Raw genomic sequence first — 23,406 nt, 5'->3', positions numbered from 1 at the left:
CAGACGGTGAATAGTTGAGAGTCCGGATGAGTTGAGCGAGAGTACAGGCATGGCGGACGATCAGCTGTCCGAGGTGTTCTCCCTCGTCGAGGTGAGAGGTGTGCTCACCGGCGTCGTCGCTGCGCGCGGTGCCTGGGTTTCGCAGGCGCCGATCACGCATCCGCTGAAGTTCTTCACGCTGCTGACCGGCCGAGCCCGCCTGTCGACCGAGGGACTCGACGGCCCCCTCGAGCTCGAGGCCGGTGACGTGGGAATCCTCAACAATCGTGGATGGGTCGAGCTCCGTGGCGGACCGGAGGAGCTGGACCCGCGCGCGGTCGCCGTCGAGCCAGACACGCCACCTGCCTGGCCGTTGCGGTCCGAGCAGGACGTCGACGACGTCTTCGTCGGAGCCCGGATCGACCTCAATCCCGCCGGGGAGGCGCTCCTGCTGCAGGCCCTGCCTCCCGTCGCGCACGTCCGTGCGTCCCACCCCGGAGCCTCAGGCCTGCGTGCCACGGTGGGGCACCTGTTCGACGAGCTGACCGGCGCCCGGCTCGGCTCGGCGTTCGCAATCCAGCAGCACGCCCAGCTCCTGCTGTTGGAGGTGCTCCGGGCATATCTCGAGCAGTCCGACGCACCCGCCGGCTGGTTGCGCCTACTGGCCGACGAACGGCTGCGTCCTGCGGTCGCGCTCATGCACGCAGATCCGGGGCGGTCATGGGGGCTGGAGGAGCTCGCCCGTGCGGCGGCGATGTCCCGTGCCTCGTTCGCGGACCGCTTCCGGAAGGTCGCCGGCATGCCGCCCCTGACGTATCTGAGCCGGTGGCGCATGATGCTGGCGCAACGAGCGCTCAGCGACGGTGACGTACGGCTCGGACCACTCGCCGTCACGTTGGGATACGGATCCGAGAGCGCGTTCAGCAACGCGTTCAAGCGAGAGCTGGGCATGGCACCGTCGCACTACCGCCGTCAGGCCCGCCGATCGCAACGCCATGAAGACTCGACACCTACCCAGACGCTCGCGGTCTGAGACCTCACACCTGTCCCCGCCCGGCTCGACCTCGGAGGAACATGCGCATCGCGTCCCGGACCTGGCCGGCCGCTGTGGCCGGACTGGCCATGACTCTCGCCGGCTGCTCGGCAGCGGAGGAGACATCCCAGCCGGAGCCGACCGCCTCCGAGACACCGCCTCCTCCGACGAGCGAGCCCACCAGCGAGCAGCCGACCACCGAGGACCCCACCGGCGACGAGCCGTCCGCAGCTGAGCCGGCGCTCGACCAGCACGGCGTCAGTGCGGCACACCCGCTCGCCGTCGATGCGGGCATGGACATCCTCGACCGCGGCGGTACCGCCGTCGACGCGGCGATCGCGACGGCGTTCGCGGTCACCGTGGTCGAGCCGTTCGCCTCGGGCATCGGCGGTGGTGGATCCGCCATCGTCGCCCCGACCGGCGCGGCGCCCGAGGCTTACGACTACCGCGAGGAGGTCGCCCAGAACGGTCGGATCCCCGCGAGCGGCACGGGAACCCCGGGCTTCGTCGCCGGCATGGCCGCGCTGCACGAGGACCACGGCGAGCTGGCGTGGGCAGACCTTCTCTCGCCGGCGATCCGGCTCGCCGCCGACGGCTTCCCCGTCTCCGACTTCCTCGCACTGCGCATGCGCAGCGACTACGGGCCCGGGGCCGTGAACTCGTTGCCGCACTACGCGCCCGGTGGGTCGCCGCTGGCCGCCGGTGACCGGTTGGTCCAGGAGGACCTGGCCGCCACGCTCGAGCAGATCGCCGACGGCGGTGCCGCGGCGTTCTATGCCGGCGACCTCGCCGACCAGCTCGCCCGAGGCGTCGACGGCATCGGCCACGCCTCGTTGCGCTCCTACGAGGTGGTCCGTTCCGATCCCGTCTCCGGCCCGGTCGGCGACCACGAGGTGGTCTCAGCCGCCCCCGCCCTGCCGGGCGCCGCCCTGGTCCAGATGCTGCAGGTCGCCGAGGCCGGCGGTGCGGGACGGGCCGCACCGGGCTCGGCGGACTACATCGAGACCGTCTCCCGCGCCTGGCAGGTCGCCGACGAGACGGCGCACACCGTGCTCGGTGACCCGGCCTTCGTCGACGTCCCGGTCGCCGACCTCACCGATCCGCAGGCGAACTCGCGCATCGCCACGCGCAACGTCACGGACCGGGGGAGTGCCGCACCGGAGATCGTCACCGGGCAGGCCGACACCCGCGACGACGCCCACGAACTCGTCCCCGGGAACACGACGCACCTGACCGTCGTCGACACCGACGGGCTCATGGTCTCGATGACCAACACGCTGACCAATTTCTGGGGCTCGGGTCAGATGGTCGCCGGGTTCTTCCTCAACAATCAGCTCAGTCGGTTCGACGCGATCGCCGGTCCGGCCAACCGGCCGGAGGCCGGGCGGCGGTCGGTGAGCTGGTCGCTGCCGACGGTGGTGCTCGACGGTGAGGGGCGGCCGGTTCTCGGCATCGGCTCGCCCGGTGGCCACCAGATCCCGAATATCCTCGCCAATGTGATCCTCCGGTGGGGGCTGCACGGCCAGTCCCTGGCCGACGCCGTCGCCGCACCGCGCTTCATGCTCGACGGCGGAGTCCTGACCACCGAACAGCAGCCGTCGGGTGATGTCGCCTCGGCCCTGTCCGCACTGGGGTGGACGATCGACGTCGTGCCGGTCGAGGACGCCGTGTTCGGCTCCGTCCAGGCTCTGGAGATCGACTACAACAGCGGCGAGCTCGCCGGCGTCCCGGACTCGCGGCGCGAGGCGGACGTCGCCGTCGAGCGGCCCTGACCGGCCGCGCCTCCTCACCCCTCCATGGCATGAACCTCCGCCACGGAGCGCAGCACACAGAACTCGTTGCCCTCCGGGTCGGCGAAGACCACCCAGCCGCTTCCGGGACCGTGGTGGCCGCGGAAGTCGCCCACCTCGACGGCGCCGAGCGTGCGGACCCGGTCGATCTCCGTATCGCGCGTGCCGGAGCGGGGCCGGAGGTCGAAGTGCAGGCGGTTCTTGCCCGTCTTGCCCTCGGGGACCTCGATGAAGAGGATCCGGTGGTCGGTCTCCGGGTCGCGGATCATGCACATGTCGTCGCCCGGCTCGTTCGGGTCGTCGGCGATGTCGGTGTAGCCGAGCAGTCGCTTCCACCACTCGGACAGCTCGTAGGCGTTGCGGCAGTCCACGGACGTGTGCGAGACGAACGATGTCATGGCGAGAGCCTGCCAGAGTAGGGCGATGAGCTTCTTCGCCGACGATGCCGAGATCGAGCGTGTCTTCTCCGGGGCCGAGTGGACCGAGGGGCCGGTATGGCTGCCGCAGACCGGCCGGGTCCGCTTCAGCGACATCCCGAACGACCGTGTGCTGGAGTACGAACCCGCGACCGGACACACCCGGGTCCAGGCCCAGCCCGCCGGCTACCAGAACGGACGGACCCTGGACGGCGCGGGACGAATCGTGCAGTGCTCCCACGGACATCGCCGAGTCGAGCGGTCCCATCCGGGCGCCGCACCAGGGGAGGTCGAGGTGCTCGCCGGGCACTGGCAGGGGCACCGGCTGAACTCACCCAACGACGTCGTCGTCGCCTCCGACGGGACGGTCTGGTTCACCGACCCGCCCTACGGGATCCAGCCCGACGGGCGCGAGGGCTACCCGGGCGAGATGGAGTACGGCGCCTGCTACGTCTTCCGCCACGACGAGATCACCGGCCGGCTCGACGCCGTCATCACCGACATGGACCGCCCCAACGGCCTGGCGTTCTCCCCGGACGAGTCCGTGCTCTACGTCGCCGACACCGGGGCACGGCCGAACCTGCGTGCCTACGACGTCGTCGGCGGGGCGTGCACGAACGGCCGGGACGTACCGACCGTGCCGGTCGGCGCCGTGGACGGGTTGCGCGTCGACCGGGTGGGGCGGCTGTGGTGCTCGGCCGGCGACGGCGTCTACGTCCTCAGCCCCGACGGCGACGTGCTCGAGCATCTCGCCGTGCCCGAGGTCGTCTCGAACCTGTGCTTCGGCGGCGAGCGCGGCGAGTGGCTCTACATCACCGCGACGCGGAGCCTGTACCGCGTGCCCCTCACCGCCTCGGCTACCCTCGGAAAACGTTGACGAACGCGGGCGGGGCGAGCAGGTGACGGCGAACATCCATGACGTGGCGGCCGCCGCCGGCGTGTCCATCGCCACCGTCTCGCGGGTCTACAACGGCCAACGCGTCTCGCCCGACCGCGCCGCGCGGGTGCGCGAGGCCGCGAAGCAGCTGGACTTCTCGCCGAACCGCGCCGCCCGCAGCCTGCGCCGCAAGCACTCCGAGGTCATCGCCCTCATCGTCCCCGACATCGAGAACCCGTACTTCACCGCCATGGCCCGCGGTGTGGAGGACAGTGCGCAACGTGCCGGCTACTCCGTCGTCCTCGGCAACACCGACGACGAGGAGGCCAAGGAGAGTCAGTACCTGCGCATCGCCGTCAGCGAGAACATGGCCGGTGTCATCGTGGTGCCCAACCGCGCGACGGACGACCTGCTCTCCTACGTGGCCAGCGGACGGCCCGCCGTCGCGATCGACCGGCAGCTCGACCTCGGGGTCGACGAGGTCCTCGTGGACAACGTCGCCGCCGGCCGGCTGGCCACCGGCGCCCTGCTCGACGCCGGCTTCGAACGCGTCGGCCTCGTCACCGGGCCACCGGGACTCAGCTCCGCGAACGATCGCGTCATCGGCTGGCGCGCCGCGCACGGGGAACGGGGCCTGGAGGTCGACGAGACACTCGTCGAGCACGGCGACTTCCGGGTCGCCGGTGCCCGTGAGGCCATGCGCGCACTGCTCGGGACGGGCGCGGCGATCGACGCCGTGGTCGCCGGCAACAACCTCACCGGGATCGGCGCCTTCCAGGTCCTCGCACGAGCCGGCACGGTACCGCCGGACTTCGGCTTCGCCATCATCGGCGACCTGCCGTTCACCACGATGGTCTCCGCCGACATCGTCCGTATCGACCTGCCCGCTCGCCAGGTCGGTATCCGCGCGGCCGACATGCTCATCGACCGCATCACGGGCCACGACGGCGGACCGCGCTCGCTGACCCTGCCGCCCGAGGTCCTCGCAGCGGACCACGACTGGACCGTCTGAGCGCCCCGACCCGCCGCCCGGCGTTGACACCTCCCGGCCGCGAAGCTAGCGTGAAAACGATTACGAAATGTAAACCTTTTCAGGCGTGAGGAGCGACGATGCCCACCTCCCTCAGCCGCCGCGGCGCTCTCCGGCTCGGCGCCGCCGCGGCCGGTCTGGGTACCGCGTGGGCGGCCAGCGGCTGCAGCCCGGGCAGCGACCGCGGCGCCATGCAGTTCTGGCAGTTCTACGCACCGATCTCACAGAATGACCCCGTCCTCGTGGCCCAGAGCGACTGGTTCCTCACCCTGGCCAGGCGCTGGGAACGGGCCGGCGAGCGACCGATCAGGATGGTCTACATCCCCGGCTACACCGACCCGACGAACACCAGGCTGACCACGGCATTCGCCGCCGGCGACGGTCCGGACATCTTCCTCATCTCGCCCGGCGACTTCCTGCGCTACTACAACGGGGGCGTCCTCACCGACCTCACGCCGTACCTGAGTCAGGAGGTCGTCGACGACTTCTACCCGGAGGCGCTCGCCACCCGCACGGTCGACGGCCGGATCTACGGGCTGCCGATGGAACAAGGCCCGATGGCCGTGTACTACAACATCCCCGCCTTCGAGGATGCCGGGCTGGCCGAAGGTGACCTGCCCCGGACCTGGGAGGACATGCTCGAACTGGGCCGTCGCCTGACCGGAGGCCAGCAGGCCGGCCTGGTGCTCGACACCACCGCGAGCTACTACCAGAACTTCACGTTCTACCCGTGGGTCTGGCAGGGCGGCGGCGATGTCATCGACCGACGAACCGGTCAAGCGGTCTTCGACTCGCCGGCCGCGGTCCAGGCCCTGCGGCTCTTCCACGACGCCGTCCGGACCGGCGCCTCGCCACGCACACTGCCGGCCGGCGGCGACATGGTCGGCGCCTTCACCAACGGCTACGCAGCCATGTGGCACAACGTCATCGGGCAGGTCGAGGCCATGCGCCGCAACGCCCCCGACCACCCGTACGGCATCTTCCCGCTGCCGCTCCCGCCCGGCGGGCACGAGCGCACGATCCTCGGCGGCTGGGCCTGGGTGGTCAACCGTCACGGTCGCGATCCCGAGGCCGCCGCCCGCTTCACCGTGGAGGTCATGGGCTCGATGAGCCGGGAGTCGGTGCAGGCGGCCGCCGAGTGGGACGGCGTCGCCAAGGGGATCATGCCCGCCCGCCGGTCGGTGACCGAGGCGATCGGCAACACCGGCGCCTTCGCGAACCCCATCCTCCAGCAGTTCCGCGACGAGCTCCTGCCGACCGGGCGGGCCGAGCCTCGCTACCCGCCCGTCGTGTACAAGGCCGTCTCCAACGCCATCCAGAAGACCATGCTCGCCGGCGCCGATCCGCAGCAGCAGGCCGAGATCGCGCAGGAGACGATCGTGAGCTACCTGCAGACCTACGACGGCGGATCGCTCGTCTGATCCGACCGTGCGCCGCGACCGCCACGATCCAGACCCGCCCCGTCCCGTGCCCCCTCACCCCGGAAGGTGCCTCATGACCTCCAGTCCGCGCCCGAACATCGTCCTGATCTTCATGGACGACATGGGCTACGGAGATCTCGGCTGCACCGGATCGCCGCTGATCTCCACACCGCACATCGACCGGCTCGCCGCCGAAGGCCTGCAGCTGACGCAGATGTACTCGACATCGCCCACCTGCACGCCCTCGCGCGCGAGCCTGCTCACCGGGCGGTACGCCCAGCGCGTCGGTCTGCCGCGGGTCATCTTCCCCGAGGACCGTGAAGGCCTGTCCACGTGGGAGCGCACCATCGCCGACGTCCTCGGCGAGGTCGGCTACCGGTGCGGCATCTACGGCAAGTGGCACCTCGGCGCCCGGCCGGAACACAACCCCACCCGGCACGGATTCGACGAGTACTACGGGCTGCCGTACAGCAACGACATGGACCCGCTCCACCTGCACGTCGGGGCGGATCGGATCGAGGGGCCGGTGGACCAGTCCAGCCTGACCCGGCGCTACACCGACGAGGCCATGGACTTCATCTCCCGCCACGCCGACGAACCGTTCTTCGTCTATCTCCCACACACGATGCCGCACATCCCGCTCCACGTGGAGGAGTCCTTCCGTGGGACCTCGCGGGCGGGGACCTACGGCGACACCATCGAGTGCCTCGACCACCACGTCGGCCGGCTCGTGCGGCACGTCGAGGAGCTCGGTCTGTCCGAGAACACCCTGTTCCTGCTCACCAGCGACAACGGCCCGTGGTTCGAGGGCCGTACCGGCGGGCGACGCGGTCGCAAGATCGACACCTACGAGGGCGGCATCCGCATGCCCTTCATCGCCCGCTGGACCGGACGGATCGCCCCGGGCACCGTCTCCGAGAGCGTCCAGTCCTTCCTGGACATCTTCCCGACCCTCGCCTCCCTCGCCGGCGCCCCCGTCCCCCAGGACCGGCCGATCGACGGCGCGGACATGACCGAGCTGCTCCTCGGCGGCACGCCGACCGAGCGCGGGCCGCTCTACTTCTTCTCGCACTGGCACCTCAACGCCGTGCGGGACGGGCGGTGGAAGCTGCACGTCGACCGGTTCCCGACCAAGGACCTACGCGAACTGCCGCAGCTCTTCGACGTCGAGACGGATGTGGAGGAGAGCTACAACCTGGCCGACCTGTACCCCGACGTGCTCGAGCACATGCTCGGCCTGGTCGAGACGTTCGGGGGTGAGATCGAGGCCGGACGCGCCGAGGCGGAGGCGCGCGCCCTGGCCTGAGCGGCGGGGGATGCCATGCTTCCGTTGTCCGCACACCGCGAACCGACGGAGATCGCATGCTGCCCCTCGTCCCGGCCCCCGCCCACCTCGAGCACGGCGACGGGCCCGGCTTCCCACTGACCGGGCCCGTCCGGATCCTGCCGCCCGAGGCCGCCGTCGCCGACGGCGACCCGGTGGCCGCCGCGCTCGCCGAGCTGACCGACGCGCTCGCGGCCGCCGGTGCGAGCCCCAGCACCGCCGCCGACGCCCCCGAGATCGTCGTCGAGGTCGACCCCGAGGATCCGCTGCAGCTGCTCACCCGCGACGTCCCGCCGGTCGCGCTGACCAGTGACGCCGCGGCGCTGGAGCACTACCGGCTCACCGTCGAGGCGCAGCGCATCCACCTCCTCGCCCCGGCGCCGGTGGGCCTCGCGCGCGGCCTGACCACCCTCCTGCAGCTGGTCCGCGGGGCCACCGAGTCCCTGCCGCCCCTGCGGATCGATGATCGCCCCCGCTATGCGTGGCGCGGGCTCAGCGTCGACATCGCCCGGCACTTCTTCCCGCTGCCGGTCCTCAAAGAGATCGTCGACCTCTGCGCGTTGTACAAGCTCAACGCGCTGCATCTGCACCTCACCGACGACCAGGGCTGGCGTCTCGAGCTGACCTCCCGCCCGCTGCTCACCGAGCGGTCCGGTCTCACCGAGGTCGGTGGCGGCGAGAGCGGTTACCTCACCCAGGCCGACTGGACCGACCTGCTCGCCCACGCCACCGCCCGCGCCGTCACCGTGGTCCCCGAGGTGGACGTGCCCGGGCACACCCACGCTGCCCTGCACGCGTACGGCGAACTCACCCCCACCGGGCAGGCCCCCGAGCCATACACCGGCACCGACGTCGGCTTCAGCCAGATCACCGTGCACGAGCCGGCCACCAGGCCCTTCCTCAGCGATGTCTTCGGCGAAGTGGCCCGCCTCACGCCGGGTCCGTACCTGCACGGCGGCGGCGACGAGGCGCACGTGATGACCCGTGAGGACTACCTCGACGTCGTCGCCGAGCTCGGGCGCGTCGTCGAACGGACCGGCAAGATGCTCGTGGTGTGGCAGGAGGCCGGCGTGGCCGACCTGCCCGCCGGGGCGCTGGTCCAGCTCTGGGCCTCCGGGCACGACATGTCCCCGGTCCTGGACGCGGCACGCCGCGGTCACGACGTCATCCTCTCCCCGGGTGACCGCATCTACCTCGACATGAAGTACACCCCGGAGTTCCCGCTCGGCCTGGACTGGGCGGGCCACGTGGATCTCGAACAGTCGTGGGCCTGGGACCCCGACCACTACAGCGACGACCTCGACCCGGCCCGTATCCGTGGCGTGGAGGCCGCGCTGTGGACGGAGACGCTGACCACGCGCGAGGAACTGTTCACCATGCTGCTCCCGCGTCTGGGAGCCGTCGCGGACGTGGCGTGGTCGCCGCAGTCCGTGCGGTCCGACGGCGGCTACGCCGGTTTCACCGGCCGGATGGCGGCACAGGCACCGCTGTGGCGGTCGCGCGAGTGGGCCTTCCATCCCTCCGACGGCGTGGCGTGGCTATGATGAACCGGTGAATTTCGGTGCGGCGAAGAATTCGGCCACGGTGGCCCGACGGAATGCTTTCGGGTTGGCCGTCGTCCTGCTCGGCGCCGCGCTCGCCGGTTGCACGCTCGGCGCCGGCCCGCAGCCCTCCGCGGGTACCGGCAACGCCGAACCCGACGTCCGGCACGACGACGGCCGTCCTCTCGTCCTGACCACGTTCACAGTCCTCGCGGACATGGCCCGCACGGTTGGCGGCGGCCATGTGCGCGTCGAGTCGATCACCGCCCCCGGCGCCGAGATCCACGGTTACGAGCCGACGCCGGACGACCTGCGCCGCGGGCAGGGCGCCGACCTGGTGCTCGAGAACGGGCTGGGCCTCGAGGCCTGGTTCGCGCAGTTCCTCACCGACGTCGACGCCGATCACGTGGTCCTCAGTGACGGGATCGACCCGCTGCCGATCGAGGGGGCCCGGGGCGGCCACGCGGACAACCCGCACGCCTGGATGTCCCCGCGGGCCGGACAGGTCTACGTCAGCACCATCGCGGACGCGCTCGCCGAGCTCGATCCTCGGCACGCTCAGGAGTACGCCGCCAACGCCCGCGCCTACCGTGAGGAGCTGGAGGAGATCCACCACGACCTCGTCGCGGCCCTCGCCACCGTGCCCGAACACCGGCGGGTCCTGGTCACCTGCGAGGGCGCCTTCTCCTACCTCGCCCGTGACGCGGGACTGGAGGAGGCCTACCTCTGGCCGGTCAACGCGGAGCGTCAGTCCACACCCCGTCAGGTCACGGCGGTCATCGACCGGGTCCGGTCCGACGACGTGCCCGCCGTGTTCTGCGAGTCCACCGTGGACGAGGCGGGTCAGCGTCAGGTCGCCGCGGAGACCGGTGCGCGGTTCGCCGGCACCCTCTATGTCGACTCCCTCTCCCGGGCCGACGGTCCGGTCCCGACCTACCTCGCCCTGCTCCGCCACGACGTCGAGACGATCGTCGCCGGCCTCACGGGCTCGGGTGATGCGTGATGGCTGTGCTCGAGGTCGCCGGGCTCACCGTCCGCTACGGCGCGGTCACCGCTCTGGAGGAGGTCACCTTCGGCCTCGAGCGCGGCACGGTGACCGGGCTGGTCGGGATGAACGGCTCCGGCAAGTCCACGTTGTTCAAGGCGGTCATGGGCCTGGCGCGAACCGAGAGCGGGACGGTCCGGCTGCTCGGCGGGCCGCCCGAGCGCGCCCGCCGCCAAGGCGCCGTCGCCTACTCGCCCCAGTCCGAGGACGTCGACTGGACCTTCCCGGTGTGCGTGCGCGACGTCGTGCGCATGGGCCGCTACGGCCGCCTCGGCCCGACGCGCCGGCTGCGCGACGAGGACGAGGAGCGTGTCGACACCGCCTTGGCCACCACCGGGCTGACCGATCTCGCCGACCGCCAGATCGGCGCCCTGTCCGGCGGCCAGCGCAAGCGCGTCTTCGTCGCCCGCGGGCTCGCCCAGGAGGCCGATCTGCTGCTGCTCGACGAACCCTTCGCCGGCGTCGACCGCCACACCCAGCACACCCTGACCGCCTTGCTGCGCGACCTCGCCGCAACCGGCCGCACCGTCCTGGTTTCCACCCACGACCTGGACAACCTCGCCGCCTTGTGCGACGAGGCGATCCTGCTGCACCGCCGAGTGATCCTGCAGGCATCCCCGCACGAGGTGCTGCGCCCCGAGAACCTCGCCCGCGCGTTCGGCGCAGCCGCGAGCCCGGAGTCCGCGGCATGATCGAGTCTCTCCTCGAGCTCGCCACGTCTCCCTGGGCGTACGGCTTCATGCAACGCGCCTTCGTCGTCGCGGTCGTCGCCGCCGTGGTGTGCGGCCTGCTGAGCTGCTGGCTCGTCCTCATCGGCTGGTCGCTCATGGGCGACGCCGTCTCGCATGCGGTGCTGCCCGGCGTCGTGCTCGCCTATCTGCTCGCCGCGCCGTTCGCCGCCGGTGCCTTGGTGTTCGGGCTGCTCGCCGTCGCCCTGATCGGGGCGGTCCGGGAACGGTCCGTGCTGAAGGAGGACGCGGTGATCGGCGTCGTCTTCACGGTGCTGTTCGCGCTCGGGCTGCTGCTCGTCTCGGTGGTGCCGAGCCAGACCGATCTCGGGCACATCCTCTTCGGCAACCTGCTCGGCGTGGGTCCGGCCGACCTGGTGCAGGTGCTGGTGCTGGCCGCCGGCACCTTGGCCGTGCTCGTGGCCAAGCGGCGCGACCTCACGCTCTACGCGTTCGACCCCACCCACGCCCGGGCCATCGGGCTCAGCCCGCGCCGCCTCTCCGCGCTGCTGCTGTTCCTGCTCGCGTTGACGGTCGTGGTCGCGTTGCAGGCCGTAGGGGTCGTGCTCGTCGTCGCCATGCTCATCATCCCGGGTGCGACCGCACGGCTGCTCACCGACCGGATCTCCCGGATGCTGGTCATCGCGCCGGTGCTCGCCGCCACCTGCGCCGTCGTCGGGATCTACGCCAGCTACGCGGCCGACACCGCCTCCGGTCCGATGGTGGTCCTCGCCCAGGGCGCCGCGTTCGCCGCCGTCCATCTGTTTGCGCCGCGGCGCGGAGTGGTGTGGCAGGCACGGCACCGGCGGAACGGACGGCGGCGCACCGCCGTCGCGTAGCGTGGTCGCCGTGATCGGGGAGCTCACCGCCGCCAACCAGGACTACCTCAAGGTGATCTGGTCGGCGCAGGAGTGGTCGGCCGAGCCGGTGACGACGACGCTGCTCGCCCGCCGGCTGGGCAACTCAGCCTCCACCGTCTCCGAGGCGGTCAAGAAGCTCACCGCACAAGGGCTGCTCACCCACGCCCGCTACGGCGCCATCGAGCTCACCGACGCCGGACGCGGCGCGGCGCTGGCCATGGTGCGCCGGCACCGCATCATCGAGACGTTCCTCGTGGCCGACCTCGGGTACGGCTGGGACGAGGTCCACGACGAGGCCGAGATCCTCGAGCACGCCGTCTCCGACCGACTCGTCGACGCGCTCGAGGCCCGGCTGGGGCATCCCGAGCGGGACCCGCACGGCGACCCGATCCCACGGCGGGACGGCAGCGTCGCGGCACCGCCGGCGCGTCAGCTCCATCTCGCCGAGCCGGGCGAACGGGTCCGGGTTGCCCGGATCTCCGACGTCGACCCACAGGTGCTGCGCTACTTCGACGGCCTCGGGATCGCGCTGGACACCGAGCTCGAGGTCGTCGACCGCCGCGACTTCGCCGGCACGGTTTCGCTCCGACTCGCCGGTGCGCAGGATCCGGTCGAGGTCGGTTTGGCGGCGGCGGAGGCCGTTTGGGTCATCGCCCCGTGAAGGCCTCCAGCGAATCGTGCACGCCCATGGACCGGGCGAGCGCGTCCGACGCCGCGGTCGGCAGGACCGCTCGAGCCATCCGCGCCAGGTGCACGCTGGCCGGCGCGACCGCCACCGGCCGCCCGTCCAGCATCGCCCGCCAGCCGATGTCCGCCGCACGTTCGGGTGTGAGCATCGGCGTGAACAACGGTGCGCGCGCGCCCGCAAACATCCCGGTGTCGACGAAGGACGGGTTGTACGTGGTCAGCCGGACGTGGTCGTGGCCGGCCGCGGCCAGTTCCAGGCGTACGGACTCCGACCAGTGCGCGATACCGGCCTTGGAGCCGGCGTAGGCGGCCATCCGGGGGATCGGCAGCAGGGCGGAGGCGGACGCCAGGGTGAGGATCCGTTTCGGGCGCGGGACGTCGTCGATCATCGCCGGGAGCAGCCGGGTGGTCAGCCGGATCGGCGCCAGGGTGTTGACCGCGACGGTGCGGTCGGCGGCGTCCGGGTCCTGCTCCCAGGCGTAGGCGTTCGAGGCGACCGTGCCGGCGTTGTTGACGAGCACATCGGGCGCGGTCCCCTCCTCGAGCAGCGCGGCGGCCGCGTCGTCGATCCGCCCGGGATCGGTGAGGTCGACGACGGCGCTGCGCACCTCGCGGCCCGGTCCGGCGACCTCGGCGGTCACCTCGTCCAGCGCATCGGCGTCGCGCCCCCACAGGACGATCGTCGTTGCGCCCTCGTCGGCTGCCCGGTGGGCGAACAACCGGCCCATGCCGCGCGTCGCACCGGTGATGAGAACACGCGCGCCGCGCACGCTCATGGCTCGCTCCTTTCGTGGCGCCGGTCGAACGCCGCGACGATCTCATGCGGCAGGCGGCCGCGGTCGGCGATCTCGTACCCCTGCTCGCGTGCCCAGGCTCGCACGTCCGCGGCCGGGGCCGCGGAACCGGTGGGCAGGCCCGCGACCCGGTCGGCGCCGGTGGTGGTGTCGGCGAACTCCCGCAGCGATGCGGCGAGGAAGCGGTAGGTCCACTCCTGGGCGAGCTGCCGGGTCTCGCAGAACATCACCGGCACCGCGGGGAATCGGGCCTGGCACTCGGCGAGCGCGTCGGCGACGACGGCGGGCCGGACGTGGTCGAGCTGGAAGATCCGGGAGTAGCGGTCCTCGACCACGACGGCGGCCGCCGGCAGTTCGGCCAGCTCGGCGAGCAGGTACCGCATCTTTCCGCCGGTGAGGGTGGCGGCCAGGTCCGCCAGGCTCTTGCGCTCGACGGCGGCTACCACCTCGCCGCCGTCGGCCCGGACCGCGTAGTCGCCGGCCGGTAGTGCGTGGACGGTCGTGGTGGCCTGCTGCCGGCTGAACTTCCAGGCGTAGCGCTCGCGGGAGTCGACGAGGATCTCCAGCTCGCTGAGTCCGCTCGCCCGGGCGGTCGGCAGTGACCCGCGCGGCCGGGCCTGCTTGGCGGTGCGGGCGGTCTGCCAGAAGATCGCCTCGCGTCCGCCGCGGATCCGGGTGAGCACGAACTGCGAGCGGTTCTCCCGGGCACGGTCCAGCACCAGATCGATCGCCGCGCCGCGCCGCACGCACGAGCGGACCGGCACCTGCTGCAGGATCTCCGGTTGCCGCGGCCACCCGGCGGCCCGGTGGCAGTACACCTTCGCCGTCCGCGGCCAGATCTCCCGCGCCTTGAGCACGATGCCTTCCGAGCCGAGCGGGATGCGCAGCAGGTAGGGCAGACGGCTGCCGTCCTCCGGGTTCCGCGCGATGAGGAAGTCCTCCGGCACGTGCGTCACGCTACCGGGCCCTCGGACCCAACTCTCGGATCCAATCCTCAGATCCACCCCTCAGATCCAGCTCGGCAGCCACATGTGCCCGCGCCAGAAGTCGTAGGAGACCGGCTGGCCGGTCCACAGCGGCCACCAGAACACGGCCGCCGCCACGGCGAGGCCGGTGACAGTCAGGAGGATCGCCCATCCGGCGCGGGTGGGGCGGGCGGCTTCACCCGCGGACAGGAGCCCTTCCCTGCGGCGGCCCGGCGGGCCGAGCATGCCGGTGGCCCAGCCGAGGCCGAAGGTCAGGCATAGCACGACGTAGGGCACGAAGGCGACGGAGTAGAAGGTGAAGATCGTCCGGTGCGCGTAGGCGAACCACGGCACGTACATGGCGCCGTAACCGGCGAGGATCGCCCATGCGCGCCAGTCCCGGCCGGCGATCGCCGCGTGGAGCAGCACGCCGAGCGCCACCGCGGCGAGCCACCAGATCAGCGGGTTGCCCAGGTTGGTGATCTGCTCGACGCACCGGTCGGCGCCGCAGGCCTCGGGCGGTGGCGCCTCCTCGTCTGCGGGCCAGAAGAACGAGGTCGGGCGCAGCTGCAACAGCCAGGTGGCCGGATGTGCGGCGTAGGTGTGCTCCGACTCGAGGGAGTTGTGGAAGTCCCACATCACCAGGTGGTACTCCCACCAGGAGTTCAGCGCGTCGGGCAGCCAGCCCCGCGGCACGGACTCGCCGGCGGCAGGCAGGTCGGCCGCCCACTGCCGGCGGTAGGAGTCCGGGTTTGCGAACCACGACGCCCACGTGAGTACGTAGGTCACGGCGGCGGTCGGCACGAGCGCGAGGAAGGCCGGGACGCCGCCGCGCAGCACGGAGCCGGTGAGCCAACGGCGCTCGCCGACCGTCCGTCGCGCTGCGAGCTCCCACGCGAACGCCACCACACCGAAGACGGCGACGGCGTAGATACCCGACCACTTCACCCCGCAGGCCATCCCGAGAGCGACGCCGGCCGCGACGAGCCACCACCGGATGCCGACGGGCGGGACGGTGGCGAGGGACCGCGGCGCCCGGCCGGCCTCGAACGCGCGGGCCTCCTCGGCGGCGATCAGTGGCGTGGCCCGGCGGGCGAGTGCGGCCCGGGTGCTCTCCCGGTCCCGGAGCAGGCACCAGAAGCTCACGAGGACCCAGAAGGCCAGGAATCCGTCGAGCAGCGACGTGCGCGAGATGGTCAGGTGGATCCCGTCGATCGCCAGCAGGAGGCCGGCGGTGGTGGCGAGGGCCACCGAGCCGAAGAGCCGGAGAGCGATCCGGGCGAGGATGAGCACGGACAGCGCCCCGACGAGCGCGGCCGAGAACCGCCAGCCGGCGCCGTTGTCGGCACCGAAGAGACGCAGCCCGACGGCGATCATCCACTTGCCGAGCTGCGGATGGACCACGTAGTCCGCCTCGGTGGAGAGGTCGGAGTAGTCCCCGGCGGCGAACCGGGCGTTGATGGCGTCCTTCTCGTCGTCGTCCTCGGCGGGCCAGTCGCCCTCGTATCCGAGGGTCATGAGCGAGAACGCCTGCTTGACGTAGTACGTCTCGTCGAAGATCAACCGGCCCGGGTGGTTGAGGTTCACCAGGCGCATGACAGCGGCGAGCACCGTGACGGCGAGCGGTCCGAGCCAGCCCCACAGGCGGGTGGCCGGGTCGAGGCGTTGGCCGCGGCGCCGGAGGCCGAGGCGGCCGCGGAGATCCTCGTCGATGTCCCGTTCGGAGCGGGGTGGCCGGCGCACCGTGGTTCCGGGGCGCCATACCGGCTCGGTGTCGGTGCGGTGCCATCGCACCTCGGCCGGTCCGCCGTCCGGGTCCCGCGCTGCGCCGTGCGCCGGCGCGGGATCGGGCGTGCTCACCCGGCGAGTGTAGGTCGGTGGCGCACGCCGGGCGCACGGCGGTCGTGACAGGCTGAGGGTCATGTCATCTGCGTCGCCGGGCGTCATCCTGCTCGCTGCCACCCCCATCGGTGACGTCGACGACGCGCCGCCACGGCTGCGCCGTGCGCTCGCCGAGGCGGACGTGGTCGCCGCGGAGGACACCCGGCGCCTTCGCGCGCTCGCCGGCCGCCTCGGGGTCGAGGTCGCGGGCCGTGTGGTGAGCTATCAGGAGCACAACGAGGCCCGCCGGGCGCCCGAGCTGGTGGCCGCCGCCCAGGAGGGCTCGCAGGTGCTCGTGGTCTCCGACGCGGGGATGCCATCCGTCTCTGACCCCGGATACCGCCTCGTCCTCGCGGCAGCCGAGGCAGGCGTCCAGGTCCGTGTCCTGCCCGGTCCGTCCGCCGTGCTCACCGCGCTGGCGCTCTCCGGGCTCGCGACGGACCGGTTCTGCTTCGAGGGCTTCCCGTCCCGCAGACCGGGGGAGCGGACGCGGACCCTGCAGGCGCTCGCCGACGAGCGGCGCACGATGGTCTTCTTCGAGGCGCCGCACCGCCTGCCGCAGACGCTGGAGGCCATGGCCGAGGCGTTCGGGCCGGACCGGCGGGCCGCGGTCTGCCGCGAACTCACCAAGACCTACGAAGAAGTCCGCCGTGGCCCGCTGTCCGAGCTCGCGACATGGGCCGCAGAGGGCGTCCGTGGCGAGATCACGGTGGTGGTCGCCGGAGCAGAGCCTCCCGCGGTCTCCGTGGCCGACCACGTCGGTGACGTGCTGGCGCTGGCCGAGAACGGTGTGCGGCTCAAGGACGCGGCGGCTACGGTCGCCGAGCAGTCCGGGTTGCGCAAGCGGGAGCTGTACGAGGCGGCGCTGGCCGCGCGCGCGACCATCGGCGACTCGGCGCAGTGAGAGGCCTGGGCCCGTGTCAGCGGGTCGCTCTACGGTTCCGCCATGGGGCACGAGCCGAGACCGGTCCGCTCACCGTCGACGTCCGTTCCGCCGTCGGACGCTATGACGGGTTCTACGAGGTCGTCGGAGTCAAGAAGCCCGGCGGCAAGGGCTGCTGGTGCATGTCGTACCGGGACTCCCGGGTGCCCGCCGAGGAGCGCGGTGCGTTCATGCGTTCCCTGTGCGAGGACGAGCCCGGCCCGGGCGTGCTGGCCTACGTCGACGGTGTCCCCGCCGGCTGGTGCTCGATCGCGCCTCGGAGCACCTACCGGCGCCTGATGAACTCCCGCACCATCCCGTTCGTGGACGAGCGCGACGCGTGGGTGGCCGTGTGCTTCGTGGTCCGCAGCGGCTATCGACGACGGGGCTTGATGCACGCGCTGCTGGAGGGCGCCGTCGACCACGCGCGGGCGCACGGCGGCGAGGTGGTCGAGGGCTATCCGGTGGAGGTCGGGGACGGCGAGCGTGTCGACGTCATCAGTGGCTATGTGGGCACCACGCGGCTGTTTGAGGCGCACGGGTTTACGCGGGCGGCGCCGACCACAGGGCGGAGCGGGCACCGCCGGAGGTGGGTGATGCGGCGCGACCTGACGCACAGCTAGATGAGAACTATTGTCGGTCCGTGTCTCGTTCCGACGTCCGCGCCCCGGCCGCCCCCGCCCGCGCCGGCACGGTGCCCGTCATCGGGCTGACCGGGTACCTCGGCGCCGGGAAGACGAGCCTGCTCAACCACCTGCTGCGCCGCCCCGGCGCACGAATCGGCGTGGTGGTCAACGATTTCGGCGAGCTGAACGTCGACGCCGGCCTGGTCACCGGGCAGGTCGACGAGCCGGCGTCCATCTCAGGTGGTTGCCTGTGCTGCGTCAGTGACACCGACGAGCTCGACTTCGCGCTCGCCCGCCTGACGGATCCGCGCCTGGCGCTCGACGCGATTGTCATCGAGGCCAGCGGCCTTGCCGACCCGATGGCGCTGGCCCGGCTCATCCGGTTCAGCGGCATCGACCGGGTCCGGCCGGGCGGGATCGTCGACGTCGTCGACGCCACCCACCACGAGGAGACGGTCGACGTCGACGACGAGCCGCCGCTTCGGTACGCCGCGACCTCGCTGGTCGTGGTCAACAAGCTGGACGGGGTGCCGGCGGGGGAGCGGGACGTCGTCGTCGAGCGGGTCGGCGCCCGAGTGCGTCGGCGCAACCCGCACGCCCACGTGGTCGGTGCCGTCGGCGGTCGCGTCGCGCCGGAGCTGCTCTATGACGTCGCGTCCACGCAGGACGAGCCGGACCAGCTCCCGATCCGCCAGCTGATGCTCGACGCCCATGCCGACGGCCATCCGCACGAACACGTCCACGCCGAGTCCGTGACGGTCCGTGCGGACGGGCCGGTCGCGCCCGGGCCGTTGGCCGACCTCCTCGAGGACCCGCCACGGGAGGCCTACCGGCTCAAGGGCCTGGTAGCCGTGCCCGCCCGGTCGGCCGTTCGGACATACGCGGTCAACGTCGTCGGAACGTCGGTCCACGTGGCGACGGAGCGCACGGCGCGGCCGGCGGACGGCGGCGGACTCGTGGCCATCGGCACTCATCTGGAGTCCGCCGCCGTCCGCGAGCGGTTGCGTGCCGCGCTGCGGCCGGCGCCCGGGACGTCCGACGCCGCCGGTTTCCGGCGTCTTCAGCGGCTACGGCGCCTGAGTCTGTGACGGCGTCCGGGCGTTGTGACGCCGCCGGCCCGACCCGTCAGCCGGACAGCGTGGTGACGAGGTAGTCGACCGGAACCCGATGACCGTCCGGGCCGGCGTCGCCGGCCACCTCCTCGACCACCCGGACGAGGTCGCGTCGGGCGCTGGGCCAGGCGTCACCGAGGCTCGCCGCCCCGTTGACGATCGGGGCGCTGAACCGTTCCAGCAGCGAGACGAACTGCTCCGGTGACTCGATGGTCATCGTGAAGCTCGAGACCTCGACCGTGGCGTCGGCTCCGGCCAGCGACCGGATGGCGTCGCGCTCCTCGTGCCACGGCTCGGGCGCGCCGGGGAAGTACGGCGCCAGGGCCTGTCGGATCCGGCCGAAGAGTCCCTCCGCCGCCCAACTGGTGAAGACCACCCGGCCGCCGGGGCGGACCAGGCGGCGCGCCTCGGCCAAGGCGGGGCCCGGTTCGGCGAACACGAGCCCGAACGTCGAGGTCACCAGGTCGGCGCAGTCCGTGGGTAGGGGGACGTCGGTCAGGTCCGCCTCGATCCAGGTGACGTCCACCCCGGCCGCGCGCGAGCGGCGCACGGCCTCGCGCAGCAGGTCGGGTGTGACATCGACACCGGTCACCGAGCGGGCCCCGTGCCGGGCCGCGGCGATCGCGGTCACGCCGGTCCCGGTCGCGAGGTCGACGACGTCCCGATCACGGACCGCCAGTGTCGCCGCGAGATCGCGGCCGGGTTGTGCCCACAGGTCCCCGACGACGGCGTAGTCGCCCGTGGTCCAGAATTCGGCCGCCGTCGTCATGCCGCTTCCTCCTGCTGCGCGCCGAGCCACGGGTCGAGCCCGTCCGCGCGGGCGGACCACGCGCCGAGACCGCGCGAGAGCTCGGCGTCGGTGAGGAGCGTCTCCTCAAAGGCTTGCCGCAGTTCGGCCGGGCGTCCGCCGAGACCGGTGATGACCAGGTGGGTCTCCGGACGCCGCTCCCAGGTGCCGAGACGGCCGACGCTGAGCTGGCCGCCGGCTCCGTCCCACGCGCAGGCCAGAGTCGGGCGACTCGGAACCCAGAAGTGTCCCTTGCCCCGGATCATCCCGGCGCCGAGCGTCTCGGCGTTGTCCAGGAGACGGTGCGGGTGCAGAGGCCGCCACGAACGGAGGTCGAGCGTCCAGACCCCGGCGTCGGACTCGACGTCGGGGGTGCCGAGCCGCATGAGGTCACCGCGACGTGGCGTCGGCCGTGCGGCGAGCAGACGGTCTACCGGGGCGCGGTCCCACGGGACGGACGAACCGGGTCCGGCGAGGTGGGCGATGATGGCTTGCGACACCGGCCCGGGCGCGTCCGCAGCGGTGAGAATCATGTCGGCGAACTCGAGCTGATGGACGACGACCTCGCCCACCGACCGGTCGTCCTGCTCGCCGACCGCGAGGCCGCGGTCGGCGAGCATGTCCTGCCCCATGAGATCCGTGACAAGCGTGTCCGTGTCCACGACGGTCGCGACGCCGGCGACCGTCACCTGCTCCGCACCGCCGAGTGCCGTGACCACCGGGAGAGGCTCGATCGCCGTCGGCAGCGCGACGACGACCGCCTGCGGATCGCCGGCAGCGAGGGCGAGGACCGTCGGCACGATGTCCTCGCGCAGCGCACACGAGGCGCACGCATGGTCGAGCACGTGCGTCACGTCCTCGCCGACGCCGGAGCGGTCGTAGACCACCCGCCGCAGGCTGCCGCTCTCGGCGTCGAGATCGTGCTGGACGACGACGGCACCGGGCAGGTCGCACAGCAGGGCGCTCGCGGCGGCGCTGCGCATGACCGGGTCGATGCTCGCCAAGGTCAGGACGGGGGTGGCCATCAGTCACCTCCTCGCCGGGCTCGCCCGTAGCGCCGACGGAAACGCTCGACGCGGCCCTCGCTGTCCAGCACCCGCGACCTGCCCGTCCAGTACGGATGGCTCGCCGAGGAGATGTCGACGTCGACCACGGGATAGGTGCGTCCGTCCTCCCACTCGACCGTCTGCTCCGGACGGAGCGTGGAGCGGGTGAGGAACGCGAAGCCGGCGGCGGCGTCGCGGAAGACGACCGGACCGTACTCGGGATGGATCCCGGATTTCACAACTGGCCTCCAGATGACGTATAACGAGAACCGTTCTCACTACGCTACAGGACTGATGGAAGGCCTCACACCATGTCTGCCCGCTGCCAGGTGACCGGCGCCGAACCCCGGTTCGGCCGTCGCGTCTCGCACTCCCACCGGCGCACGTCTCGCCGCTTCGACCCGAACATCCAGACCAAGCGCTACTGGGTGCCCTCGCTGGGCCGCTCGGTGAAGCTGCGGGTGAGCACGAAAGGCATCAAGACGATCGACGCGCGCGGGATCGACGCGGTGGTGGCACAGATGCTGGCGCGAGGGGAGAAGATCTGATGGCCTCCAGGACTGATCTGCGTCCCATCATCAAGCTGCGTTCGACGGCGGGGACCGGGTACACCTACGTGACCCGCAAGAACCGCCGGAACGACCCGGACCGGATGGTCATCCGCAAGTACGACCCGGTGGTGCGCCGGCACGTCGAGTTTCGCGAGGAGCGCTGATGGCCAAGCGGTCGAAGATCGTCCGGGACGAGCAGCGCCGGAAGGTCGTGGCCCGGTATGCCGAGGAGCGCCGCAGGCTGAAGCGGGCTTCGGTCAACCCCCATTTGAGCCAGGAGGAACGGGACGAGGCGATGGCGGCGTTGCACCGCCTCCCGCGGGACGCGAGCCCGACCCGGCTGCGCAACCGTGATGTGGCCGACGGTCGTCCGCGAGGTCATCTGCGGACGTTCGGCGTCTCGCGCATCCGGTTCCGGCAGATGGCTCTGCGAGGTGAGCTGCCCGGCGTGCGCAAGTCGAGCTGGTGAGGCCGCTCAGCCCAGGTCGGACTCGGCCAGCTCCACACCTGCCTCGGTCATCCGTTCGCGGGCCAGCGCGCCGAGCTCCGGGCTGACCGGGACCGTGAGGTCGGTGAGGACGCGCGTGGCGAACCCGAGCTCGTGCGCATCCAGTGCGGTCTCCTTGACGCAGTGCGACTCCACCAGGCCTACCACGTCGACCGCCGTGACGGCGAAGTCGCGAAGGACCTTCTCCAGGGTCCGGCCGCCGTCGTCCGTGCCTTCGAAGCCGGAGTAGGCGGCCGCGTACTGTCCCTTCTTCACGGAGGCGTCGAACCGCAGCCCCTCGAGCGCCGGATGCAACTCCGCCTCCGGGGTACCCGCGATGCCGTGCGGCGGCCACGTGTCGACGAAGTCGGGGTCGTCGGAGAAGTGGTCGCCGGGATCGATGTGCCAGTCCTGGGTGGTGACCACGGCTGCGTACCGTGCCCCCCGCTCCCGGACGTATCGTGCGACCCGCTCGGACACGGCGTTCGCGCCGGGCGAGGGCAGGGCACCGCCTTCACAGAACGTGGGTTGGACGTCCACCAGGATCAGGCCGCGACGCTCCTCGCCGGGAACGCCGGAGGTCGCGGTGGTGCTCATGTCATCCCTCCGATCGAGGTCGCCTCCTGGTCGGCTGGTGCCCTTCCATTGTCCGCCTCGGCGCCACGATGTGGGGCCGAAGGGTTCAGGACATCTGCTCCCGCAGCCACGCGATGTCCGCGCCCTGCCCCTCGGCGCCGCCGGGCGTCTCGACGATCACGGGAGCGTTCGCGCTTCGCACGAGTTCGGCCAGCTCGTCCTGCGGCAGGCTGCCCTGGCCGATGTTCGTGTGCCGGTCGGCCCCGGAGTTGAACGCGTCGCGGCTGTCGTTTGCGTGCACGAGGTCGATCCGGCCGGTGACGGCGCGTACGCGGTCCGCCAGTCCGGCCAGCTCCTCACCCCCGGCGTACGCGTGGCACGTGTCGAGGCAGAAGCCGACCGGCTGATCGCCCTCGGCCTGCTGTACCGACTCCCAGAGGCGCTCGATCCGCTCCAGTCCCCGGGCCATCGCGTTGGTTCCCCCGGCCGTGTTCTCGATCAGCACCGGGATCGGCATCTCGGTGCGTTCGACGCACTTGCGCCAGTTGTCGAATCCGACTTCCGGGTCGTCACCGGCGAGGACGTGCCCGCCGTGCACGATGATCCCGGCCGCTCCGACCTCAGCCGCCGCGGCGATCTGCTGCTGGAGCAGTTTGCGGCTCGGAATGCGGATCCGGTTGTTCGTCGTCGCCACGTTGAGGACGTACGGCGCGTGGACATACAGGGTGATACCCGCCGCCTCGGCGGCCGCCTTCAGCCCTTCGGCGCCGCCCGGGTAGTCGACGACGGGCTTCTTCCACCCCTGAGGGTCGCCGATGAAGATCTGGGCCGCCTCCGCGCCGCGCGCCGTGGCCTCGGCGATCGGGTCGCCGCCGTGAATGTGTGCACCGATCAGTGGCCGCGTCGTCATGGCCTCGAGCTTAGATGT

The 23,406-nt window shown here is 71.8% G+C and carries 26 protein-coding genes; 17 read left to right on the top strand and 9 right to left on the bottom strand.

What is annotated here, in order from left to right:
• Positions 1-49: 49 nt before the first annotated feature.
• Both ACFSE6_RS05155 and ACFSE6_RS05150 read left to right on the top strand, forming a co-directional pair.
• Positions 50-1,012 carry an AraC family transcriptional regulator gene (locus tag ACFSE6_RS05155; protein WP_388003000.1) on the top strand — a complete coding sequence of 321 codons (963 nt, stop codon included), beginning with the start codon at positions 50-52 and terminating at the stop codon, positions 1,010-1,012.
• Between the two features lie 41 nt (positions 1,013-1,053).
• Complete coding sequence (locus ACFSE6_RS05150) at positions 1,054-2,784, top strand: gamma-glutamyltransferase family protein (RefSeq protein WP_388002997.1); 1,731 nt, start codon at positions 1,054-1,056, stop codon at positions 2,782-2,784.
• A gap of 14 nt (positions 2,785-2,798) precedes the next feature.
• Here ACFSE6_RS05150 and ACFSE6_RS05145 read toward each other — a convergent pair whose 3' ends face one another.
• Positions 2,799-3,200 (bottom strand): VOC family protein, encoded by a 402-nt coding sequence (locus ACFSE6_RS05145; RefSeq protein ID WP_388002994.1) that lies wholly within the window; start codon positions 3,198-3,200, stop codon positions 2,799-2,801.
• A 25-nt stretch (positions 3,201-3,225) separates the two neighbouring features.
• Here ACFSE6_RS05145 and ACFSE6_RS05140 point away from each other — a divergent pair, with 25 nt between their 5' ends.
• From ACFSE6_RS05140 to ACFSE6_RS05100, 9 genes are all read left to right on the top strand, one after another.
• A complete protein-coding gene (locus ACFSE6_RS05140; RefSeq protein WP_388002991.1) occupies positions 3,226-4,095 on the top strand; it encodes an SMP-30/gluconolactonase/LRE family protein in 870 nt (289 codons plus the stop codon).
• Positions 4,096-4,117: 22 nt separating this feature from the next.
• Positions 4,118-5,107, top strand: a complete 990-nt coding sequence (locus ACFSE6_RS05135; RefSeq protein ID WP_388002988.1) for a LacI family DNA-binding transcriptional regulator — start codon at positions 4,118-4,120, stop codon at positions 5,105-5,107.
• Positions 5,108-5,205: 98 nt separating this feature from the next.
• Positions 5,206-6,546, top strand: coding sequence for an ABC transporter substrate-binding protein (locus ACFSE6_RS05130; protein ID WP_388002984.1), 1,341 nt, complete (start codon positions 5,206-5,208; stop codon positions 6,544-6,546).
• Positions 6,547-6,619: 73 nt separating this feature from the next.
• Positions 6,620-7,852: a sulfatase family protein gene (locus tag ACFSE6_RS05125; protein WP_388002981.1), complete on the top strand. Its 1,233-nt coding sequence runs from the start codon at positions 6,620-6,622 to the stop codon at positions 7,850-7,852.
• 56 nt (positions 7,853-7,908) lie between these two features.
• The gene (locus tag ACFSE6_RS05120) at positions 7,909-9,414 is read left to right on the top strand and encodes a family 20 glycosylhydrolase (RefSeq protein WP_388002978.1); all 1,506 of its coding nucleotides are present in this window, start codon (positions 7,909-7,911) and stop codon (positions 9,412-9,414) included.
• A gap of 7 nt (positions 9,415-9,421) precedes the next feature.
• Complete coding sequence (locus tag ACFSE6_RS05115) at positions 9,422-10,414, top strand: metal ABC transporter substrate-binding protein (RefSeq protein WP_388002975.1); 993 nt, start codon at positions 9,422-9,424, stop codon at positions 10,412-10,414.
• The gene (locus ACFSE6_RS05110) at positions 10,414-11,148 is read left to right on the top strand and encodes a metal ABC transporter ATP-binding protein (RefSeq protein ID WP_388002972.1); all 735 of its coding nucleotides are present in this window, start codon (positions 10,414-10,416) and stop codon (positions 11,146-11,148) included. The genes ACFSE6_RS05115 and ACFSE6_RS05110 overlap by 1 nt, the downstream gene beginning before the upstream one ends.
• On the top strand, positions 11,145-12,023 hold the full coding sequence (locus ACFSE6_RS05105; RefSeq protein ID WP_388002969.1) for a metal ABC transporter permease: 879 nt from the start codon (positions 11,145-11,147) through the stop codon (positions 12,021-12,023). The genes ACFSE6_RS05110 and ACFSE6_RS05105 overlap by 4 nt, the downstream gene beginning before the upstream one ends.
• A gap of 10 nt (positions 12,024-12,033) precedes the next feature.
• Entirely contained in the window at positions 12,034-12,705 is a 672-nt protein-coding gene (locus ACFSE6_RS05100; protein WP_388002966.1) for a metal-dependent transcriptional regulator, read from the top strand.
• Here the strand turns inward: ACFSE6_RS05100 and ACFSE6_RS05095 are convergent.
• The 3 genes from ACFSE6_RS05095 to ACFSE6_RS05085 are packed head-to-tail and all read right to left on the bottom strand — an operon-like array spanning position 12,692 to position 16,350.
• Positions 12,692-13,507, bottom strand: a complete 816-nt coding sequence (locus ACFSE6_RS05095) for an SDR family NAD(P)-dependent oxidoreductase (protein WP_388002963.1) — start codon at positions 13,505-13,507, stop codon at positions 12,692-12,694. The genes ACFSE6_RS05100 and ACFSE6_RS05095 overlap by 14 nt on opposite strands.
• A complete protein-coding gene (locus ACFSE6_RS05090; RefSeq protein ID WP_388002960.1) occupies positions 13,504-14,472 on the bottom strand; it encodes an ERCC4 domain-containing protein in 969 nt (322 codons plus the stop codon). The genes ACFSE6_RS05095 and ACFSE6_RS05090 overlap by 4 nt, the downstream gene beginning before the upstream one ends.
• A 60-nt stretch (positions 14,473-14,532) precedes the next feature.
• Positions 14,533-16,350, bottom strand: coding sequence for a dolichyl-phosphate-mannose--protein mannosyltransferase (locus ACFSE6_RS05085; RefSeq protein WP_388002957.1), 1,818 nt, complete (start codon positions 16,348-16,350; stop codon positions 14,533-14,535).
• A gap of 61 nt (positions 16,351-16,411) precedes the next feature.
• Between ACFSE6_RS05085 and rsmI the strand changes: the two genes are divergently transcribed.
• The 3 genes from rsmI to ACFSE6_RS05070 all read left to right on the top strand — a co-directional run bounded on the left by rsmI (position 16,412) and on the right by ACFSE6_RS05070 (position 19,007).
• Entirely contained in the window at positions 16,412-17,275 is an 864-nt protein-coding gene (gene rsmI / locus ACFSE6_RS05080) for a 16S rRNA (cytidine(1402)-2'-O)-methyltransferase (RefSeq protein ID WP_388002955.1), read from the top strand.
• 161 nt (positions 17,276-17,436) lie between these two features.
• A complete protein-coding gene (locus tag ACFSE6_RS05075; RefSeq protein WP_388002953.1) occupies positions 17,437-17,916 on the top strand; it encodes a GNAT family N-acetyltransferase in 480 nt (159 codons plus the stop codon).
• A 20-nt stretch (positions 17,917-17,936) separates the two neighbouring features.
• On the top strand, positions 17,937-19,007 hold the full coding sequence (locus ACFSE6_RS05070; protein WP_388002950.1) for a CobW family GTP-binding protein: 1,071 nt from the start codon (positions 17,937-17,939) through the stop codon (positions 19,005-19,007).
• Between the two features lie 37 nt (positions 19,008-19,044).
• Here the strand turns inward: ACFSE6_RS05070 and ACFSE6_RS05065 are convergent, their stop codons facing one another.
• The 3 genes from ACFSE6_RS05065 to ACFSE6_RS05055 are packed head-to-tail and all read right to left on the bottom strand — an operon-like array spanning position 19,045 to position 21,103.
• On the bottom strand, positions 19,045-19,800 hold the full coding sequence (locus tag ACFSE6_RS05065; RefSeq protein WP_388002947.1) for a class I SAM-dependent methyltransferase: 756 nt from the start codon (positions 19,798-19,800) through the stop codon (positions 19,045-19,047).
• Positions 19,797-20,843 carry a GTP-binding protein gene (locus tag ACFSE6_RS05060; RefSeq protein ID WP_388002944.1) on the bottom strand — a complete coding sequence of 349 codons (1,047 nt, stop codon included), beginning with the start codon at positions 20,841-20,843 and terminating at the stop codon, positions 19,797-19,799. The genes ACFSE6_RS05065 and ACFSE6_RS05060 overlap by 4 nt, the downstream gene beginning before the upstream one ends.
• On the bottom strand, positions 20,843-21,103 hold the full coding sequence (locus ACFSE6_RS05055) for a type B 50S ribosomal protein L31 (protein ID WP_388002941.1): 261 nt from the start codon (positions 21,101-21,103) through the stop codon (positions 20,843-20,845). The genes ACFSE6_RS05060 and ACFSE6_RS05055 overlap by 1 nt, the downstream gene beginning before the upstream one ends.
• A 72-nt stretch (positions 21,104-21,175) precedes the next feature.
• On the opposite strand from ACFSE6_RS05055, the gene rpmB reads away from it, so the two are divergent.
• The 3 genes from rpmB to rpsN are packed head-to-tail and all read left to right on the top strand — an operon-like array spanning position 21,176 to position 21,884.
• Positions 21,176-21,412: a 50S ribosomal protein L28 gene (rpmB, locus tag ACFSE6_RS05050; protein WP_388002938.1), complete on the top strand. Its 237-nt coding sequence runs from the start codon at positions 21,176-21,178 to the stop codon at positions 21,410-21,412.
• Positions 21,412-21,579, top strand: a complete 168-nt coding sequence (gene rpmG, locus ACFSE6_RS05045) for a 50S ribosomal protein L33 (RefSeq protein ID WP_388002935.1) — start codon at positions 21,412-21,414, stop codon at positions 21,577-21,579. The genes rpmB and rpmG overlap by 1 nt, the downstream gene beginning before the upstream one ends.
• A complete protein-coding gene (rpsN, locus tag ACFSE6_RS05040) occupies positions 21,579-21,884 on the top strand; it encodes a 30S ribosomal protein S14 (protein WP_388002932.1) in 306 nt (101 codons plus the stop codon). The genes rpmG and rpsN overlap by 1 nt, the downstream gene beginning before the upstream one ends.
• A 6-nt stretch (positions 21,885-21,890) precedes the next feature.
• On the opposite strand, the gene ACFSE6_RS05035 is transcribed toward rpsN, so the two are convergent.
• Together ACFSE6_RS05035 and ACFSE6_RS05030 are read right to left on the bottom strand one after the other, a co-directional pair.
• A complete protein-coding gene (locus ACFSE6_RS05035) occupies positions 21,891-22,499 on the bottom strand; it encodes an isochorismatase family protein (protein WP_388002929.1) in 609 nt (202 codons plus the stop codon).
• Between the two features lie 85 nt (positions 22,500-22,584).
• On the bottom strand, positions 22,585-23,388 hold the full coding sequence (locus ACFSE6_RS05030; RefSeq protein ID WP_388002926.1) for a deoxyribonuclease IV: 804 nt from the start codon (positions 23,386-23,388) through the stop codon (positions 22,585-22,587).
• Positions 23,389-23,406 lie beyond the last annotated feature (18 nt).

This window comes from Georgenia deserti, assembly GCF_042680605.1.
In the GTDB taxonomy this organism is placed as follows: domain Bacteria; phylum Actinomycetota; class Actinomycetes; order Actinomycetales; family Actinomycetaceae; genus Allobogoriella; species Allobogoriella deserti.
This window is presented reverse-complemented; position numbering and strand designations above follow the sequence as displayed.